Source organism: Blastococcus capsensis, from assembly GCF_030165005.1.
Classification (GTDB): domain Bacteria; phylum Actinomycetota; class Actinomycetes; order Mycobacteriales; family Geodermatophilaceae; genus Blastococcus; species Blastococcus capsensis.
Genome location: NZ_JASNNW010000008.1, coordinates 1 through 17296 on the forward strand (window position 1 = coordinate 1; position 17296 = coordinate 17296).

The 17296-nt window shown below is 75.2% G+C and carries 18 protein-coding genes, 2 pseudogenes and 1 riboswitch; of the genes and pseudogenes, 8 read left to right on the top strand and 12 right to left on the bottom strand.

The annotated features are described in order from the left end of the window. Positions 1-360: 360 nt before the first annotated feature. Positions 361-1305 (top strand): annotated as a pseudogene (locus QOZ86_RS08820) (IS110 family transposase); the annotation flags it as partial. Between the two features lie 103 nt (positions 1306-1408). Next, positions 1409-1546: a hypothetical protein gene (locus QOZ86_RS08825; RefSeq protein ID WP_284491591.1), complete on the top strand. Its 138-nt coding sequence runs from the start codon at positions 1409-1411 to the stop codon at positions 1544-1546. 11 nt (positions 1547-1557) lie between these two features. Here QOZ86_RS08825 and cbiQ read toward each other — a convergent pair whose 3' ends face one another. The 6 genes from cbiQ to QOZ86_RS08855 form a co-directional block, all read right to left on the bottom strand. Beyond that, complete coding sequence (gene cbiQ, locus QOZ86_RS08830; protein ID WP_284491592.1) at positions 1558-2295, bottom strand: cobalt ECF transporter T component CbiQ; 738 nt, start codon at positions 2293-2295, stop codon at positions 1558-1560. Continuing rightward, positions 2292-2600, bottom strand: coding sequence for an energy-coupling factor ABC transporter substrate-binding protein (locus QOZ86_RS08835; RefSeq protein ID WP_284491593.1), 309 nt, complete (start codon positions 2598-2600; stop codon positions 2292-2294). Before QOZ86_RS08835 ends, cbiQ begins: the two co-directional genes overlap by 4 nt. Beyond that, positions 2597-3289 carry an energy-coupling factor ABC transporter permease gene (locus tag QOZ86_RS08840; RefSeq protein WP_284491594.1) on the bottom strand — a complete coding sequence of 231 codons (693 nt, stop codon included), beginning with the start codon at positions 3287-3289 and terminating at the stop codon, positions 2597-2599. Before QOZ86_RS08840 ends, QOZ86_RS08835 begins: the two co-directional genes overlap by 4 nt. After that, a complete protein-coding gene (locus QOZ86_RS08845) occupies positions 3276-4667 on the bottom strand; it encodes a cobyrinic acid a,c-diamide synthase CobB (RefSeq protein ID WP_284491595.1) in 1392 nt (463 codons plus the stop codon). Before QOZ86_RS08845 ends, QOZ86_RS08840 begins: the two co-directional genes overlap by 14 nt. Further along, positions 4664-5278 carry a cob(I)yrinic acid a,c-diamide adenosyltransferase gene (cobO, locus tag QOZ86_RS08850; protein ID WP_284491596.1) on the bottom strand — a complete coding sequence of 205 codons (615 nt, stop codon included), beginning with the start codon at positions 5276-5278 and terminating at the stop codon, positions 4664-4666. The genes QOZ86_RS08845 and cobO overlap by 4 nt, the downstream gene beginning before the upstream one ends. A gap of 77 nt (positions 5279-5355) precedes the next feature. After that, positions 5356-7473, bottom strand: a complete 2118-nt coding sequence (locus QOZ86_RS08855; RefSeq protein WP_284491597.1) for a putative cobaltochelatase — start codon at positions 7471-7473, stop codon at positions 5356-5358. Between the two features lie 59 nt (positions 7474-7532). Next, positions 7533-7648, bottom strand: a riboswitch (cobalamin riboswitch). A 113-nt stretch (positions 7649-7761) separates the two neighbouring features. Between QOZ86_RS08855 and cbiE the strand changes: the two genes are divergently transcribed. Both cbiE and cobM read left to right on the top strand, forming a co-directional pair. Further along, a complete protein-coding gene (gene cbiE / locus QOZ86_RS08860) occupies positions 7762-9006 on the top strand; it encodes a precorrin-6y C5,15-methyltransferase (decarboxylating) subunit CbiE (protein WP_284491598.1) in 1245 nt (414 codons plus the stop codon). Then, positions 9003-9743 (top strand): precorrin-4 C(11)-methyltransferase, encoded by a 741-nt coding sequence (gene cobM / locus QOZ86_RS08865; RefSeq protein ID WP_284491599.1) that lies wholly within the window; start codon positions 9003-9005, stop codon positions 9741-9743. The genes cbiE and cobM overlap by 4 nt, the downstream gene beginning before the upstream one ends. On the opposite strand, the gene QOZ86_RS08870 is transcribed toward cobM, so the two are convergent. Continuing rightward, the gene (locus QOZ86_RS08870) at positions 9740-10831 is read right to left on the bottom strand and encodes a cobalt-precorrin-5B (C(1))-methyltransferase (RefSeq protein ID WP_284491600.1); all 1092 of its coding nucleotides are present in this window, start codon (positions 10829-10831) and stop codon (positions 9740-9742) included. The two genes, cobM and QOZ86_RS08870, sit on opposite strands and share 4 nt — an antisense overlap. 17 nt (positions 10832-10848) lie before the next feature. Here QOZ86_RS08870 and QOZ86_RS08875 point away from each other — a divergent pair, with 17 nt between their 5' ends. From QOZ86_RS08875 to QOZ86_RS08885, 3 genes are all read left to right on the top strand, one after another. Beyond that, positions 10849-11592 carry a cobalt-precorrin-6A reductase gene (locus tag QOZ86_RS08875; RefSeq protein WP_284491601.1) on the top strand — a complete coding sequence of 248 codons (744 nt, stop codon included), beginning with the start codon at positions 10849-10851 and terminating at the stop codon, positions 11590-11592. Between the two features lie 226 nt (positions 11593-11818). Further along, complete coding sequence (locus QOZ86_RS08880) at positions 11819-12052, top strand: ribbon-helix-helix protein (protein WP_284491602.1); 234 nt, start codon at positions 11819-11821, stop codon at positions 12050-12052. Continuing rightward, positions 12049-12423 carry a type II toxin-antitoxin system PemK/MazF family toxin gene (locus QOZ86_RS08885; protein WP_284491603.1) on the top strand — a complete coding sequence of 125 codons (375 nt, stop codon included), beginning with the start codon at positions 12049-12051 and terminating at the stop codon, positions 12421-12423. The genes QOZ86_RS08880 and QOZ86_RS08885 overlap by 4 nt, the downstream gene beginning before the upstream one ends. A 78-nt stretch (positions 12424-12501) precedes the next feature. On the opposite strand, the gene QOZ86_RS08890 is transcribed toward QOZ86_RS08885, so the two are convergent. The 4 genes and pseudogenes from QOZ86_RS08890 to QOZ86_RS20990 form a co-directional block, all read right to left on the bottom strand. Beyond that, positions 12502-14004, bottom strand: coding sequence for a precorrin-2 C(20)-methyltransferase (locus tag QOZ86_RS08890; RefSeq protein ID WP_284491604.1), 1503 nt, complete (start codon positions 14002-14004; stop codon positions 12502-12504). After that, entirely contained in the window at positions 14001-14627 is a 627-nt protein-coding gene (locus tag QOZ86_RS08895; RefSeq protein ID WP_284491605.1) for a precorrin-8X methylmutase, read from the bottom strand. The genes QOZ86_RS08890 and QOZ86_RS08895 overlap by 4 nt, the downstream gene beginning before the upstream one ends. A gap of 70 nt (positions 14628-14697) precedes the next feature. Further along, positions 14698-14925: an HNH endonuclease signature motif containing protein gene (locus QOZ86_RS20985; protein WP_348637962.1), complete on the bottom strand. Its 228-nt coding sequence runs from the start codon at positions 14923-14925 to the stop codon at positions 14698-14700. Between the two features lie 82 nt (positions 14926-15007). Then, a pseudogene (locus QOZ86_RS20990) lies at positions 15008-15367 on the bottom strand (DUF222 domain-containing protein); the annotation flags it as partial. Here QOZ86_RS20990 and QOZ86_RS20995 point away from each other — a divergent pair. After that, on the top strand, positions 15267-15707 hold the full coding sequence (locus QOZ86_RS20995) for a hypothetical protein (RefSeq protein WP_348637961.1): 441 nt from the start codon (positions 15267-15269) through the stop codon (positions 15705-15707). The pseudogene QOZ86_RS20990 and the gene QOZ86_RS20995 sit on opposite strands and share 101 nt — an antisense overlap. A 366-nt stretch (positions 15708-16073) precedes the next feature. Here the strand turns inward: QOZ86_RS20995 and cobG are convergent, their stop codons facing one another. Continuing rightward, entirely contained in the window at positions 16074-17252 is a 1179-nt protein-coding gene (cobG, locus tag QOZ86_RS08905; protein WP_284491606.1) for a precorrin-3B synthase, read from the bottom strand. Positions 17253-17296 lie beyond the last annotated feature (44 nt).

The window sequence follows — 17296 nt, forward strand, 5'->3', positions numbered from 1 at the left end:
GGCTCACTGGTGCACCATCCTTCCGTCACCGATCTTGGTTGGGTCGGTGATGCGCCCGAGGTGCCGCCTCGTCATCGCCCTGCTCGCTTGACGCTGTTGATGTCCAGCATGAGATCTGCGAGGCGAGGCGGTTGCCCGGGACGTGCCGACCGTCGACAGGGCTGAGCGCCAGCGAGCGCCGATCAGTGAGCGAACCGGCAGCCACGTTCCGGCTCCACCGGCACCACAAGTGGGCGCCTCCCCACTGGGACTAGCAGCGAGGAGGCTGACGTGAAGTCTGCCAGCAACACCCTGCCCGATGAAGCACTCAACGGCGTGACCGGCGGCCTGGACTGGGCGCGTGATGATCACGCGGCCTCGGTGGTCGACGCGCGCGGCCGGGAACTGGTCCGGCACAGTGTCGAGCACAGCGCGGCCGGGCTGCGCGAGTTGATCGACGTCTTCAGCCGCGCGGGCTGCCATGAGGTCGCGATCGAACGCCCCGACGGCCCGGTCGTCGACGCCCTGCTCACCGCCGGGCTGACGGTGGTGGTGATCAGCCCGAACCAGGTGAAGAACCTGCGTTCCCGCTACGGATCGGCCGGCAACAAGGACGACCGGTTCGACGCCTACGTGCTCGCCGACACGCTGCGCACCGACCGGGCCCGACTGCGCCCGCTGACCCCCGACAGGGCCGACACCGTTGCGCTGCGCCGGACCTGTCGGGCCCGCAAGGACCTCATCGCCCACCGGGTCGGGGCCGCCAACCAGCTGCGCGCGCATCTGCGCAACGTCTTCCCCGGCGCTATCGGTCTCTTCGCCGAGATCGACAGCCCGGTCAGCCTGGCGTTCCTGACCCGCTTCGACACCCAGGACAAGGCCGACTGGCTCACTCCCACCCGGCTCGGCACCTGGCTGACCAAGCAGGGCTACCCCGGACGTACCGACCCCGCCGTGCTGCACGCCCGACTGACCGCCGCCCCGCGCGGCGCCACCGGCGCCGAGGCCGACGCCAACGCGGCCATCACCCGCGCTCTGGTCGCCGTCCTGTTCGGCTTGCTCGAGCAGATCAAGGCCCTCACCGCCGAGATCGACGCGCAGCTGGCCCGCCACGCCGATCAGCACATCTTCACTGGCCTGCCCCGCTCGGGACGAGTCCGCGCGGCCCGGATGCTCGCCGAGATCGGTGACTGCCGCGCGCGCTTCCCCAGCCCCGAATCGCTGGCCTGCCTGGCCGGCGCCGCCCCCTCCACCCGCCAGTCCGGCAAGATCCGCGCCGTCGGGTTCCGCTGGGCCTGCGATAAGCAACTGCGCGACGCGGTCTGCGACTTCGCCGCCGACTCCCGGCACGCCAACCCCTGGGCCGCCGACCTCTACAACCGCGCCCGCGAACCGCGCCCGCGCCCGCGGCCACGACCATCCGCACGCCGTGCGCATCCTTGCCCGCGCCTGGCTCTACGTGATCTGGCACTGCTGGCAGGCCGGCGAGGCCTACGACCCGGCCCGCCACCACGCCCCGCAACGCGTCCTCACCAACCAAGACAACATCAACCAAGCAGCGGCTTGACACAGGGCTTCTCATGCGACCACCAGGCTCACCGCGACGATCCCGGCGAGGCCGGCCGCCCCGGCCGCGAGGAAGGCACGCGAGGAGGGCAGCACCTCCGGCAGCACCCGGAGGCCGGCCTCCATCCCGCGGCCGGCCAGGCCGTCCTGCATCCGTCGGGCGCGGTCCCAGGAGCGGGTGAGCACCGCGGCGGCGAGCACGCCGGACGAGCGGTAGGACCGGCGCAAGGACGAGTGACCCATCCGCGCGGTCTGCGCCTCGCGGATGGTGCGCAGGCTCTCCAGGAGCACGAACAGCAGCCGGTAGACGACCGACGCCACCTCGACGACCGCATCGGGCACGTGCAGCCGGCGCAGCGCGGGCAGCAGGTCCGACATCGGCGTGGTGGTGGCCAGGAGCAACACGGCCGCGCTGCCGGCGAGCGCGTGCCCGGCCAGCGAGCCGGCCCGGGCCGCGGCGTCGGGCGCCCAGCCGATCCCGTCGCCGTCCACCGCCACCACCGCGGTCAGCGCCCCGACGGTGATGAAGGCCAGCGGCAGGCGCACCGCCCGGCCGAACGTGCGGGCCGGCACCCGGGCCGGGCCGAGCGCCAGCCCGACCGCCACGAGACCCACGAGCAGGCTGCCGGGCCAGGCCGGCAACAGGAGGGCGCACACGACCAGGCCACCGCAGAGGAGCAGTTTGTCGTCCGGGGAACGGCGTCGCCAGGCGCTGGCCCAGGCGGCGTCGTCGACCGCCAGGCCGGTCACGGCGCCGGGCTCCCCGGCGCAGCCTTTTCCTGCGCGAGCCGCCGGCCGCGCAGCCGGCCGAGGACGTAGCCGAGCACGCCGCCCCCGATCGCTGCCTGGAGGGCGAACAGTCCCGACTCCACCTCGCCGGCGGGGCTGAACACCGACTCGAACCAGGGCGTGTAGCCACCGGCCTCGAGGTCCTCGGTCACGGCGGCGTCGGTGCCGCCGTACTCGGAGGCGCCGCCATCGAGGAGCAGCGGGATCGCGAACAGCGCGACGACGGCGAGGACGAGCAGGACGTTGACCAGTGCGCGGCGGCTCATGCGGCACCTCCGGCGGTCGTCGCGGGAGCGGGTCGCAGGACACCGAGCCGTTCCAGCTCGGGGCGGGCGTTGACCGTCAGCACCCGGAACAGCAGGACGCCGAGCACCCCCTCGCCGATCGCGAGCGGGATCTGGGTGATCGCGAAGATGCCGAGGAACTTCGCCGCGGCGCCGGCCAGGCCGCTGCTCGCGTCGGGGAAGGCCAGGGCGAGCTGCAGCGACGTGGTGACGTAGGTGGCCAGGTCGGCCAGCACCATGCCGGCGAAGACGCCGGGCAGCAGCCCCCCGCCGAGTGCCCGGACGAGCCGGTAGGCGCCGTACCCGACCCAGGGCCCGACGACGGCGAAGGCGAACGCGTTGGCTCCCAGCGTGGTGAGCCCGCCGTGTGCCAGCAGCAGCGCCTGGAAGAGGAGGACGACGGTGCCGAGCAGCGCCATCACCGGTGGCCGGAACAGGATCGCTCCGGCGCCCGTGCCGGTCGGATGGCTGGAGCTGCCGGTGATCGAGGGCAGTTTGATCGCGCTGAGCACGAAGGTGAAGGCGCCGGCGGCGCCGAGCAGCAGCGTCGACTCCGGGTTCTCCCGCACCTCCCTGACCACGGCGCGGGCGCCGTGAACTACGAACGGTGCGGCGGCCACGGTCCAGCCGACCGCGTGGGCGGCGGGCAGGAACCCCTCAGCGATGTGCATGCAGCAGCCCTTCCGGGAGCCGCGCGGCCGCGGCGACGAATCGGGTGGCCATCCCCGGGGAGCCGGCCCAGTGCAGGTGCAGGTAGGAGGCGTGCACGCCGCCGGTCACGAAGCCCTCCGGAGCGGCGGACGACCACTGCCAGGCCGGCGTCGCGCCGGCGCCCGGCTGGGCGGAGGTGCGGTGGAACTCGTGACCGCGCACCCGGGCGCCCGCCGGGGCGAGCACGGAGTCCGACGGCGCGACGGCGGCGCGGTAGCCCAGCGTCAGGCGCGGGGACATCGCCGTCCGGACGTCCAGGACACCGCACATCGGCATGCCGTCCAGCTCGCGGGCCAGGTAGAGCAGCCCCGCGCACTCCGCGGCGATCGGTGCGCCCCGGGCGGCGAGCGCTCCGACGTCGGCGCGCAGGCGCTCGTTGGCCGACAGCTCGGCGGCGTAGACCTCGGGGAACCCGCCGCCGACGACCAGACCCGCCGTCCCCTCGGGGAGCGCCTCGTCGCGCAGCGGGTCGACGACGACCACCTCGGCCCCGGCGGCCGCCAGCAGCTCGGTGTTCTCGGCGTACCCGAAGGTGAACGCCGGGCCACCGGCCACCGCTACCCGCGGGCGGCCGGGCACCGGCTCGACCTCGGCCGCCGGGTCCCACGGCGAGGCGGAGAGCGGGGGAGCGGTGCGCGCGAGAGCGAGGACGGCGTCCAGGTCGACCCCGTCGGCGACGACGTGGGCGAGTCGGTCGACGGTCGCCACCGCCTCGGTCGAGCGCTCGGCAGCGGGGACCAGGCCCAGGTGCCGCGACGGCGTGTGCAGCTGCTCCAGCCGGCGGATCGCGCCCAGGACGGGCATCCCCGCGGCGCCCAGCGCCTCCCGGAGGATGGTCTCGTGCCGGTCGCTCCCCACCCGGTTGAGCACCACTCCGCCCATGCGCACGGCCGGGTCGAAGGTCGCGAAGCCGTGCACGAGCGCGGCCACGGACCGGGCCTGCGAGGAGGCGTCGACGACGAGGACGACCGGGGCCCGGAGCAGCGCGGCGACGTGCGCTGTGGAGGAGAAGCCCGGCTCCACCGAGGGGTGGGTGGCACCGTCGAACAGGCCCATGACGCCCTCGATCACGGCGAGGTCCGCGGACCGGGCACCGTGGAGGAACAGCGGCGCGACCCGCTCCTCGCCGACCAGCCACGGGTCGAGGTTGCGGCCCGGTCGCCCGGCGGCCAGCCCGTGGTACCCCGGGTCGATGTAGTCGGGGCCGACCTTGTGCGGGGAGACCGCGAGACCCCGCGCGGTCAGCGCGGCGATCAGGCCGGTGGCGATCGAGGTCTTGCCCGCGTTGCTCGACGGCGCGGCGAGCACGATCCTCGGGACCCGCCCCACCCCGCTCACCACTCGATCCCCCGCTGGCCCTTCTGACCGGCGTCCATCGGGTGCTTGACCTTGGTCATCTCGACGACCAGGTCGGCGGCCTCGACCAGCTTCGGGTGGGCGTCCCGGCCGGTGATCACGACGTGCTGGTTGCCGGGCCGGTTCGCCAGCGTCTCGACGACCTCGTCGACGTCCACCCAGCCCCACTTCATCGGGTAGGTGAACTCGTCGAGGACGTAGAAGCGGTGCGCCTCGACGGCGAGGTCCCGCCTGATCTGCGCCCAGCCCTCGGCGGCGTCGGCGGCGTGGTCGACGTCGGTGCCCTGCCGGCGCGACCAGCTCCAGCCGCTGCCCATCTTGTGCCAGACCACCGGCCCGCCCTCGCCCGTCTCGGCGTGCAGCCGGCCCAGGGCGGTCAGCGCGTTCTCCTCGCCGACCTTCCACTTGGCGCTCTTGACGAACTGGTAGACGGCGATCGACCAGCCCTGGTTCCACGCGCGCATGGCCATGCCGAACGCGGCGGTCGACTTGCCCTTCATCTCGCCGGTGTGCACCGCGAGCAGCGGACGGTTGCGTCGCTGCCGGGTGGTCAGGCCGTCGTCCGGGACGGCGGTCACCTGTCCCTGCGGCACTGGTCCTCCTCGCCGGCGCTCGGCGGCCGGGCACCTCGGCATGCTCTGTCCACCGGCGGGCTCGCGAGCTCGCTCACCTATGCCGCCTTCCGTGCGGAGCGGACCGTGGCCGCGAGCGAGTCGGCGGCCAGTTCCTCCAGCCGCAGCGTCTGCGCACCCAGGAGCGCACCCAGCGTGCCCGCGAGTCCGAGGCGCACCGGCCCGGACTCGCAGTCGACGACGACGCTCGCGGTGCCGGCCGAAGCGAGCAGCGCGGCCGCGGCGTGCGCGTCGGCGAGGTGGTTGCCGCCGCGCGCTCCGGTGGCCCGGCCGTCGGTGACGACGACGAGCAGCGGACGGCGCTGCGGGTCGCGGACGCGCTCGACGCGGAGGACCTCGTGCGCGCGGAGGAGGCCGGCGGCGAGCGGCGTCCGGCCGCCCGTCGGCAGGTCGGTCAGCCGTGCGGCCGCGGCCTCCACCGACCAGGTCGGCGGCAGCGCGAGCTCGGCGTCCCCGCCGCGGAAGGTGACCAGCCCGACCTTGTCCCGCCGCTGGTAGGCATCGAGCAGCAGGGACAGGACGGCGCCCTTCACCGCGCCCATCCGTGAGCGCGAGCCCATCGAGCCGCTGGCGTCCACGACGAACAGCACGAGGTTGCCCTCGCGGCCCTCGAGCGTGGCCTGGCGGAGGTCCTCGCGGGCGATGCGCAGCCCCGGGCCGGTGCGCCCGCGGGCCACCTGGTGGGGAGCGGCGGCGAGCACCGTGTCGGTCAGGTGCAGCTTGGTGACCGTCCCGGACGGGCGGACCGAGCCGACCACCCGGCCGCGCTCGCTGCGCGCGCGGGACCGGCGGCCCGACGCGCCGGCGCCGATACCCGGCACCTCGAGGCGGCGGATACGGAATGGGTCGGTCGGTGCGGCCGCCGCCCGATCCGGCGCCGGTGTGGCCGCGGTGGATCCGCCGCCCTCGCCCCGCGGAGCGGTCGTCGGCTCGCCCCCGTCTTCCTCAGGCGAAGGAGGCTTTGCCTGCGTTTCGACGTCCGATTCGCAGGCATCGCTTCCTTCGCCTGCACCGCCCGGGCCGTGGAGGCCGTCATCGGGGCCACCGTCGTCGGAGCCACCGCCGTCGGGGCCGTCGCCGGGGCCGTCGCCGGGGCCGTCGCCGGGGCCGTCGCCGGGGCCGTCGTCGTCCGGCGGGGGCTCGTCGGCCGGACGGGCGTCGGAGAGTGCCTGCTCGAGGGTCTCGTCGTCGAGGCCGGGGGCGTCGAAGGGGTTGCGCCGGCGCCGGTGGGGGAGCGCGAGCCGGGCGGCGACCCGGACGTCGTCCTCGGTGACCTCGTCGCGCCCGCACCAGGCGGCGTGGGCGAGGGCGGCCCGGGCGGTGACCAGGTCGGCGCGCAGGCCGTCGACGTCGAAGGCCGCGCAGACCGCGGTCACCTGGCGCAGGGCGCCGTCGGAGAGGACGACGTTCGGCAGGCGGACGCGGGCAGCGGCGATGCGGTCGGACAGCGACGCCTCCTCGGCCGCCCACTCGGCGGCGAAGCCGGCCGGGTCGGCGTCGAACGCGAAGCGGCGGCGGACGACCTCGGCGCGCAGCTCCGGGTCGCGGGGGGCGGCCACCTCGACGGTGAGGCCGAAGCGGTCGAGCAGCTGGGGGCGGAGCTCGCCTTCCTCCGGGTTCATCGTCCCGACGAGCAGGAAGCGGGCCGCATGCCGCACGGACACGCCTTCCCGCTCGACGTAGGCGGTGCCCAGCGCGGCGGCGTCCAGGAGCAGGTCGACCAGGTGGTCGTGCAGCAGGTTGACCTCGTCGACGTAGAGCACGCCCCGGTGCGCCGCCGCGAGCAGGCCGGGCTCGAAGGCCTTGACGCCTTCGGTCAGCGCCCGCTCCAGGTCGAGGGCGCCGACGACGCGGTCCTCCGAGGCCCCGACCGGCAGCTCGACCAGGCGGGCCGGGCGGCTGTGCCCGGGGGCGCCCGCGTCGTGCGGGCCGTCGGGGCAGCCGGGGTCAGGAGCAGCCGGGTCGCAGGCGAAGCGGCACCCCGCGACGACGTCGACCTGGGGCAGGACGGCGGCGAGCGCACGCACCGCCGTCGACTTGGCGGTGCCCTTCTCGCCCCGCACCAGCACGCCGCCGACGGCGGGGGAGACGGCGTTGAGCACCAGGGCCAGCCGCATGTCGTCCATGCCGACGACGGCGCCGAAGGGGAAGTTCACGAGTCGCTGACCGGGTAGCCGCGCATGGCGCAGTCCTCTCCCCGGGTGTCCACGCCCGGAGGTGGCAGGAGGCGACGGCGGGAGTTCCTGACTCACCGGGTGACCGGCTCACAGTGGCGGGACCGTACCGGAATCTCACCGGGCTTCCTCCACTGCCGTCGCGTGTGGCGCGGTCATCAGATCACAGCCGGTCGCGGCGCCGACAGCCCCCCGGATGAGCGGGCGGTCGCACGCCGCCACGGGCACGCCGCCGATCGTCGTCCGGGGGGCTCCCTAGGATCGGCCGACATGCATGCCGCCGCTCCGGGACGAGCCCCTGTTCCGACCGGGTCCCCGGTCGTCGTCGTGGGCATCGGCGCGGACGGCTGGAACGGCCTCCCGGCGGCCTCGCGGGCGGCGGTCGGGCGGGCCGACGTACTGCTCGGCAGCGCCCGTCAGCTCGCCCTCGTCCCACCTTCGGTCGAGGTGGAACGGGTGCCGTGGCCGTCCCGGTTGAGCGAGGCGCTCCCCGGCCTGGTGGCGCAGCTGGCGGACCGTGCGGCGGTCGTGCTCGCCAGCGGCGATCCGATGCTCTCGGGCATCGGCACCACACTCACGCGGCTGCTCGGGAGCGAGCGGGTGCGGGTGCTTCCGGCACCGTCGTCGGTGTCGCTGGCCTGCGCCCGGCTGGGCTGGGCGGTCGAGGACACGACCGTGGTGACGTTGGTCGGGCGCCCGGTCGAGCTGCTGCACCCGCACGTCCAACCGGGTCGTCGACTGCTCGTGCTCGGGTCCGACGGCGGCACACCGGCCGAGGTGGCCGCGCTGCTCGTCGAGCGCGGTTTCGGGCCCAGCGTGCTCTCGGTGCTCGGGGACCTGGGCGGCCCGGACGAGACGGTGGCCTCCGGGACCGCCGCGGACTGGGCGCGGCCGTCGCCCGCCCTCGCCGTCACCGCCGTCGAGTGCTCGGCCGATCCGGGGATCGTGCCGCTCCCGACCACACCCGGACTCCCCGACGACGTCTACGAGTCCGACGGCCAGCTGACGAAGTCCGACGTCCGCGCCGTCACCCTCGCCCGGCTCGCGCCGGTGCCCGGCCGTCTGCTCTGGGACGTCGGGGCCGGGGCCGGCTCCATCGGGATCGAGTGGATGCGCGTGCACCCGGCGTCCCGCGCCGTGGCGGTGGAGGCCTCGGCCGAGCGGGCGGCGCGGATCGCCCGCAACGCCCAGCACCTCGGCGTCCCGCACCTGGAGGTGGTGACCGGGCGTGCCCCGGAGGCGCTGGCCGGACTGCCGCGGCCCGACGCGGTCTTCATCGGGGGCGGGGTCACCGTGCCCGGGCTGCCGGAGGCCTGCTGGGACGCGCTGCCGTCCGGCGGCCGGCTGGTCGCCAACGGGGTGACGGTGGAGAGCGAGGCCGTCCTGGCCGGGTGGTTCGGGCGGGTGGGCGGCGACCTGGTGCGGATCGGCGTGCAGCACGCGGAACCGGTCGGCCGGTTCACCGGCTGGAAGCCGGCCATGCCGGTGACGATCTGGTCGGTGACCAAGCCATGACGGTGCACTTCATCGGAGCCGGCCCCGGGGCGGCGGACCTGATCACCGTGCGGGCGGCGCGGCTCATCGCGAGCGCGCCGGTCTGCCTCTACGCGGGGGCGCTGGTGCCGCGGGAGCTGCTGGACACGTCCCCACCCGGCGCCCGGCTCGTCGACACGGCGAACCTGGACCTCGACGCGATCACCGCCGAACTGCTGGCCGCGCACGAGGCCGGCCTCGACGTGGCGCGGCTGCACTCCGGCGACCCGTCGGTCTACAGCGCGATGGCCGAGCAGATGCGCCGGCTCGACGCGCTCGGCGTGCCCTACGACGTCGTCCCGGGCGTGCCGGCGTTCGCCGCCGCCGCGGCCTCGCTCAAGCGGGAGCTGACCGTTCCCGGCGTGGGCCAGACGGTGATCCTGACCCGGACGTCGGCCCGCTCCACGCCCATGCCGCCGGGGGAGGACCTGGCCACGCTCGGTGCGTCCCGGGCGACCCTGGTCCTGCACCTGGCCGTGCAGCGGATCGCGGAGCTGGTGCCCGACCTCGTCCCGCACTACGGCGCCGACTGCCCGGTGGCCGTCGTCGCGCGCGCCAGCCGGGACGACGAGCTGATCCTGCGGGGCACACTGGCCGACATCGCGGCGCAGGTCGCCGACGCCGGGGTCAAGCGGACGGCGGTGGTGATCGTCGGCGCGGTGCTGACCGCGGGGCAGTTCCCCGACAGCCACCTGTACTCGGCGACGAGATGCCGTTAGGCGCGGCCCACCACGGTGCCCGCGCGGTCGATCACCACGACGTCGACCGCGACCGGGGCGCAGCGGAGCACGCCGAGCGCCGTGTCCCGGGCGCCGGCCGCGACCAGGTCGCCCAGCGGCAGGCCGGCCGCCTGGCACTGCTGCAGCGCGTCAAGTGCGGTGTTCGCGCCGCGCACCCCCTCGACCAGCTCGGGCGACCCGCCGGCGCCCCGGACCCGCGCGGCCAGCGACTCGGTGGACACCTGCGAGCGGCCGGAGTGCAGATCGAGGTGACCGTCGGCGAGCTTGGCCAGCTTGCCGATGCCACCGGCGATGGTCAGCCGGGGCACCGGGTGGCGGCGCAGGTACTTGAGCACGGCGCCGGCGAAGTCACCCATGTCGAGCAGCGCGTCCTCGGGCAGGCCGTGCAGCTCGGTGACCACCCGCTCGCTGGTGCTGCCGGTGCACCCGGCGACGTGCTGGTGGCCGGCGGCCCGCGCCACGTCGATGCCGCGGCGGATCGAGTCGATCCACGAGGAGCACGAGTACGGGACGACGACGCCCGTGGTGCCCAGGATCGACAGCCCGCCGAGGATGCCGAGCCGGGGGTTCCAGGTCCTGTGCGCCAGTTCCTCGCCGTGCTCCACGGAGATCTCGACGACGACGTCGCCGGTGCCGCCGTGGCGGGCGGCGACCGCGGCAACGTGCTCGCGGATGAACTGCCGGGGCATCGGGTTGATCGCCGGCTCGCCGACCGCCAGGGGCAGGCCGGGCTTCGTCACCGTGCCGACGCCGGACCCGGCGCGGAAGGTGACCCCGGTGCCGGGCTCGCCGACGGTGACGCGGGCCGACACGAGGGCGCCGTGCGTGACGTCCGGGTCGTCGCCGGCGTCCTTCACGATGCCCACGGTCGCGGCGCCGTCCGCCAGAAGCTCCTTCGCCAGCGCGAAGGACGGGTGCCTGTCGTTCGGCAGGTCGATCATCACCGGGTCGGGGAACTCGCCGGTGAGCAGCGCGGTGTAGGCGGCGGTGGTCGCGGCGGTCGCGCAGGCGCCCGTCGTCCAGCCGTAGCGCAGTCCGGTGCTGCGCTCCCTGCCCGCCTCGGTCACCCGATCAGCATGCACGGGTGGTGCGGGTGACCGGGCGGGTGCTCGTGCTCGGGGGGACGGGCGAGGCCCGGCGGCTCGCCGACGCCCTGGTCGCCGAGGGCGTCGACGTCGTGAGCTCGCTGGCCGGGCGGGTGGCGAAACCGGTGCTGCCGGTGGGCGAGGTGCGCATCGGCGGCTTCGGCGGGGCCGAGGGGCTGGCCACCTGGCTGGCGGAGAACCCGGTGGCCGCCGTCGTGGACGCCACGCACCCCTTCGCGGCCGGCATGACGGCCAACGCCGCCGCGGCCGCCGACCTCACCGGCGTTCCGTTACTGCGACTGCAACGAGCGGGCTGGACCGCCCAGCCCGGCGACGACTGGCGGTGGGTGGACTCGCTCGAGGCCGCCGCGGCGGCCGTGGCGAGCGTCGGCTCGGTCTTCCTCACCACCGGCCGGAAGGGGCTGGGCGCCTTCGCGGGACTGACCGCCCGCTGCCTGGTGCGCTCGGTCGACCCGCCGGGACCACCGCTGCCTGCGCGCACCGTCGTCGTCCTCGCCCGCGGACCGTTCACCGTGGCCGAGGAACTCGAGCTGATGCGACGGCACGAGGTGGAGGTCCTCGTCACCAAGGACAGCGGCGGGTCGATGACCGCGGCCAAGCTCACCGCCGCCCGTGAGCTCGGGCTGCCGGTCGTCCTCGTCCGGCGCCCGCCCGTACCGCCCGGCATCCCCACCGTGGCGACGGTCGACGAGGCGCTGGCCTGGGTCGCCGGCCGGCCGTGAGCGCGGCCCGCCGCCCTCACCGGCCGAACACTGTGCACCAGAGAGCAGATCTTGGCCCGAGAACTGCCGGTGTGCGCACACCGTGGCGAGCTCGCCAGTGCTGCGCCCGGCGCCCTGAAGGAGCCTTGTCCCCGAGTGGGCCGCTCTGGGACACAGGCGGCCTCTGGTTCGCCCCACCGGGTCGTGGTCCTTCACTACCGTATACCTCAGGGGTATCCTCATCGGTATGCCCGACACGGTTACCACTATCAAGGTGCCCCGGAGCCTGCGCGAGCGCATCGCCGCACGGGCAGGTCAGCAGCGGATGACCGCCGCCGAAGTGATCGCTGAACTGCTCGACGAGGCGGACCGGCGTGCGCGGTTCGACGCCGTCCGCGAGGCCTACGCGAGCACGGATGCGTCCTACCGCGAGGAGACCGAGGCATGGGACTCCTTGGCTGACGACGGTCTGCACCCGTGACGGACAGGGCTCCCTTGCTCGAGCGTGGCGCCATCGTCTGGGTCGACTTCGACCCGACCGCGGGGAGGGAGCAGCGGGGCACCCGACCGGCCCTGGTGGTGTCCAGCACGGACTACCTGGCCAGCGTCCGCGATCTGGCGATCGTCGTCCCCATCACGTCAGTGGACCGGGGCTGGCCCCACCACGTGCTCGTCGAGGGCGACCGCACCGGCCTCTCCAAGCCGAGCTTCGCCATGACCGAGCAGCCGCGGACGATCTCGACGACTCGGATCGCGCGACGAACGGGGATCGCGGATGCCGGCACCATGCGAGGCGTCGACCAGTGGCTCCGCGACTTCCTGGGCATGGGCCACGGCCCTAGCCGCGAGTGACCCGAAGTGGGCCGCTCAGTGCATGCCCGGGCCGCGGTCCACGTCGCAACGGCCGGACGAATGTCGGCGGCCGGGGTTTCACCTCGCGTCGGGGTGGGTGCGGGGCGTCCACACCGCCCCGGTCGCGGAGACCCGCGTCTGCGACGAGCCGATGATCAGCAGGCAGCGCATGTCGACGGTCTCCGGGTCGAGGCCGGCCAGCGTCGTGACGGTGAGCTGCTCCTCGGGCCCGCCGACGTCCCGGCCGACCACGACGACGGTGTCGGCCGAGCGCGTCTCCAGCAGCACCTTCTGCGCCTCGCCCAGCTGGTGCGGCCGGTGCTTCGACCGCGGGTTGTAGAGCGCGATCACCAGGTCGGCGGCGGCGGCATGCCGCAGCCGGTCGACGACGACGTCCCAGGGCTTGAGGACGTCGGACAGCGACAGCACGCAGAAGTCGTGGCCCAGCGGAGCGCCGGCCTTGGCGGCCACGGCCTGCGCCGCGGTCAGCCCCGGCACGACGCGTACCTGGACGTCCGAGAACTCCGGCCGGTCCGCCACCTCCAGCACCGCGGCGGCCATGGCGAAGACCCCGGGGTCACCGCTGGAGACGACCGCGACCCGGCGGCCGCCGCGGGCCAGCTCCAGGGCGTGCGCGGCGCGCTCGGCCTCCACCCGGTTGTCGCTCGGGTGCCGGCGCTGGCGCGGGTTGACCGCCACCCGGTCCAGGTAGGGGCCGTAGCCCACGAGGTCGTCGGCGGCGTCGAGCGCGGCCGCGGCCTCGGGCGTCGTCCAGCTGCGGGAGCCGGGCCCCAGCCCCACGACGACGACTTCGCCGGCGTGGGGCTCTTCGGCGGCCGGCCGGTCGGGCACCGGCATGTCGCCGGTCAGCGGGCTCGGCATCAGGGCCAGGGAGAAGTACGGCACGCTCGCCGGGTCGACGTCGGCCAGCGGCATGGTGCGCTGGCGGTCGGTGGTGGCGCGTTCGACGTAGAGCGCGCGGTCGAGGACGCCGGCCCGGTCGAAGGCCTCGCGCACCTGGGGGAAGGTGCGGCCGAGCTTCATGACCGCGGCCGAGTCGGTCGTCGACAGCCACTCGGCGAGCTCGTCGGTGCCGAGCGTGCCGGGCAGGACGGTGAGCACCTCGTCCCGCTCGACCAGGGGCCGGCCGACCGCGGCCGCCGCGCCGCTGACGCTCGTCACGCCCGGGACGACCTCGGTCGGGTACCGGTGCGCCAGCCGCTTGTGCATGTGCATGTAGGAGCCGTAGAAGAACGGGTCGCCCTCGGCCAGGACGACGACGTCGCGTCCGGCGTCCAGGTGCGCGGCCAGGCGGGCGGCCGCGGCCTCGTAGAACTCGTCGATGGCGCCCTGGTAGCCGCCGGGGTGGTCGGTGACCTCCGTGGTGACCGGGTAGACGAGCAGCTCCTCGACCTGGCCCTCGCGCAGGTAGGGCTGGGCCAGGGCGCGGGCCACCGAGCGGCCGTGCCGCGCGGCGTGGAAGGCGACGACGTCGGCCGCGCCGATCAGGCGGGCGGCCTTGACGGTGACCAGTTCCGGGTCGCCGGGGCCGAGCCCCACCCCGTACAAGCGGCCGGTCACTCCACATCACTCGCGATCGCGTTGACCGCTGCCGCCGTGATCGCGCTGCCGCCGCGGCGGCCCCGCACGACCAGGAACTCGAGGTCGGAGGCGGCGAGGGCGTCCTTGGACTCGGCGGCGCCGATGAAGCCGACCGGGATGCCGATGACGGCGGCCGGCCGAGGCGCGCCGGCGGCGATCATCTCGAGCAGGTGGAACAGCGCGGTGGGGGCGTTGCCGATGGCGACGACGGCGCCGTCGAGCCGGTCGCGCCACAGCTCCAGCGCGGCGGCGGTGCGGGTAGTGCGGAGCTCGGCGGCGAGCCCCGGGGTGCGCGGGTCGTTCAGGGTGCAGACGACGTCGTTGTCCTTGGGCAGCCGGCGCCGGGTGATGCCGCTGGCCACCATCTGCGCGTCGCACAGCACCGGTGCGCCGGCGTCGAGCGCCTCGCGCGCCCGCTGGACGACGGCGGGGGAGCAGGCGATGTCCTCGACCAGGTCGACCTGCCCGCAGGCGTGGATCATCCTCACGGCCACGCGGGCGACGTCGTCGGGCAGCCCGCCCAGCTCGGCCTCGGCGCGGATCGTCGCGAACGACTGCCGGTAGATCTCGGCGCCGTCCTTCTCGTACTCGTAGACCACCATCGGGCGGGAAGGCTACGTCGGCGGCCTCGACCCGTCCGCGCCCGGTCAGCCCGTCCGCGATCGTTCGAGTTCAGCGGTGATGCGCGGCAAGGATCAGGATCTCGGTGCCGTCGGGGCGCCAGGTGCGCCATCGGCCGTCGGCTTGGCGTTCGATCCGGAAGCCGTGGTGGACCTTGGTGTGGTGCCGCTCGCACAGCAGGGCGCAGTTCTCGAGGTTGGTCTCGCCGCCGTCGATCCAGGTCACCAGGTGGTGGACGTCGCACCAGTGCGCGGGGGCGTCGCAGCCGGTGCTCTGCACACTCAACGACGCCGCAGCCGCGGTCGCGGTAGTCGATGGCGCGGCGCAGCTGGGGCGGGGAGACCCGCTGGCGGCGGCCGTAGTCCAGGACCTGGCCGTCGGGGCCGATGACGATGCGGCTGATGCCGCCGTCACACGCCAGCCAGCGGGCCCGGGCGGCGGAGATCATCGTCCCGAAGCCGGTCTGGGCGGCACCCGGGCCGGTGGCCGGGTCGACCAGGTCGGTCAGATCCACCCGGACCACGACGTGCGGCTTCTGGATGCGCAGGATCGGCAGGCCGCCGGCGGCGAGGGCGTTGTCGGCGAGCTGCACGAGGGCGTCCCCCTGCTGCTGCGCGCGGGTGCGGGTGTCCCCGGCCGGGCGGGAGGCCTGCACGATCGACTCCACGGCGGTCTGGAACTTCTCCCCGCCCACGGCGTCCAGTTCTCCGCGGAAGGACAGCGACCCGTCGGCGTGCCTGGTGAAGGTCAGCCCCCGGCCCCCGGCCCTCGGTGGGATCGGGTTCGGGCCCGTCGGGGTCCAGCCGGGCCAGGTAGTGGGCCACGACCTGGCGCAGCTCGGCGTGCGGGCGGGTGGCGGCGACCTCGGCCAGCGCGGCGTCCACACCGGCCAGGTCCACGCCCTGGGCTGCGGCGGCGGCCAGGTTGGCCGGTGCCACCACCGGCGCGACCGCGGCGACCGCCTCGGCGGGAACCGCCCCGGTGCCCGCGGCCTGGGCGAGGGCGGGCAGCTGCTCCAGTGCCCGCCCCGAGGCCACCAGCCGGGATGCCGCAGCCGGTGAGAAGCGGGCCTGCCCGCGCAGCCAGGACGGCATGCTCTTGTGCCCGTCGTGCTCGGATGCCCCGGTCAGCTAGCCCTGGCGCACGCTGCGGGCGATCGCGGCGGACAGCCGGTTACCGGCCACCAGCAGTGGGCCCAGCCGCTCGATCAGCTGCGGTCCGAACGAGCCGGCCAGGTCCTCGGCGGCCAGATCGTCCAGCGCCGCGGCCAGCCGGGCCAGCGCCTCGGACGCACTGCTCGAACAAATGTACGAATACTACTGCCGATCGATCACGACCGCAGCACGAAGTCGCAGCTCAGAAGCTCATCCACGGAACTGAGGCGGGCCTTGACAGCGGACCGGCGAGCTCATCGAGCCGCCGCGCCGTCAGTCGGCGGGCTCGTCGATCCGGTAGCCGGAGCCGGTGGCGACCACGTCCACGACCGCGCCGCCGGGTCGTCCGCAGCGCCGCTCGCACCCGGCCCAGTGCTGCCGCGCCCCACCGGCCGGCAGGGAGCGGGTCACCACGGCGGCGGTCGCGTCGGCGCGGACGTCGGCGCGCGACTTGGCGCAGCCGGGCAAGCCGGCGCACGCGGTCACGCGGGTCCACGCGCTGGCCGGGTCGAGCACCAGCCCGGCCTCCGCCAGCAGCGCGGCCGCCGACCCGTCGGCCAGGTCAGACACGACGACCCCGCGCCACGGCGTCAGCTGGATCTCCGCCGCGAGGTCGGCCAGCAGCGCGAGGTGAGCGACGGTCAGCCGACCCAGGGGCACCACCGCGGCGAGCGCCGTCCGCCCGTCGTCCTGCCGCACCGCGCCGATCGGCCGGGTCCGCGGCTCGGCCGGCACCTCGACCCGAGTGCCGACCGGTGCACCGTCCACCCGCTCCGCCACCCGCGCCGGTCCGTCGGTCAGCTCGGCCAGCCGCCAGGCGGTGCCGCCCTGGGCCGCGCGCTCGCGCAGGAAGGCGCGGGTGGCGGCGAGCGCGAGGCCGACGGCGCCGTCCGGCGCCGTGCGCACCCCGCTGTCGACGCCGGCCAGCAGGAGTGCCACGGTGCGGTCGTCCAGCGCGAGCAGCCCGACGTCGGCACCCAACCCGGCGACATCGCCCCGGCCGTCGTCGAAGGCGGCGAGGTACCGGCCGGGCAGCGCGGCGAGTGCGGGCTCGGCGCACAGCGCGGCATCGAACTCGGTCACCCAGGGCCGGACGTCGAGCAGCCCACCGGCGCGGCCGCTCAGCACACTGGCGAGCAGGTTCCGCACGCGTTCGTGCGTCTCGCTGGGCAGCAGACCTGCCTCGGCGAGCCGGCCGCCCAGCTCCCGCCCCGCGTCCGGTGGCAGCCCGCGCAGCTGCAGGTTGCCGCGGCTGGTGAGCTCCACCGCGCCGTCGCCGAGCTCCCGTGCGGCCGCGCCGACGGCGCGGAGCTGCGCCGCGGTCAGCGCGCCACCCGGGACGCGGATCCGTGCGAGGCCGCCGTCAGCGGCCTGATGAACCTGCAGCGCACCGGGACAGGCATCGACGCGGATGCGGGAGGGGCCGATTGTCCGGGAGGGGCCGATCGTCATGGCGGTGGCGAGGCTACGTCCTGTCGTCCCAGGCGGTCGACGCG

What these genes read in the sequence shown, in the direction of transcription:
- QOZ86_RS08840 (WP_284491594.1), bottom strand. Translation starts at nt 3,289, where the DNA reads ATGCACATCGCTGAGGGGTTCCTGCCCGCCGCCCACGCGGTCGGCTGG.
- QOZ86_RS08835 (WP_284491593.1), bottom strand. Translation starts at nt 2,600, where the DNA reads ATGAGCCGCCGCGCACTGGTCAACGTCCTGCTCGTCCTCGCCGTCGTC.
- cobG (WP_284491606.1), bottom strand. Translation starts at nt 17,252, where the DNA reads ATGACGATCGGCCCCTCCCGGACAATCGGCCCCTCCCGCATCCGCGTC.
- QOZ86_RS08895 (WP_284491605.1), bottom strand. Translation starts at nt 14,627, where the DNA reads ATGGTGGTCTACGAGTACGAGAAGGACGGCGCCGAGATCTACCGGCAG.
- cobM (WP_284491599.1), top strand. Translation starts at nt 9,003, where the DNA reads ATGACGGTGCACTTCATCGGAGCCGGCCCCGGGGCGGCGGACCTGATC.
- cbiE (WP_284491598.1), top strand. Translation starts at nt 7,762, where the DNA reads ATGCATGCCGCCGCTCCGGGACGAGCCCCTGTTCCGACCGGGTCCCCG.
- QOZ86_RS08880 (WP_284491602.1), top strand. Translation starts at nt 11,819, where the DNA reads ATGCCCGACACGGTTACCACTATCAAGGTGCCCCGGAGCCTGCGCGAG.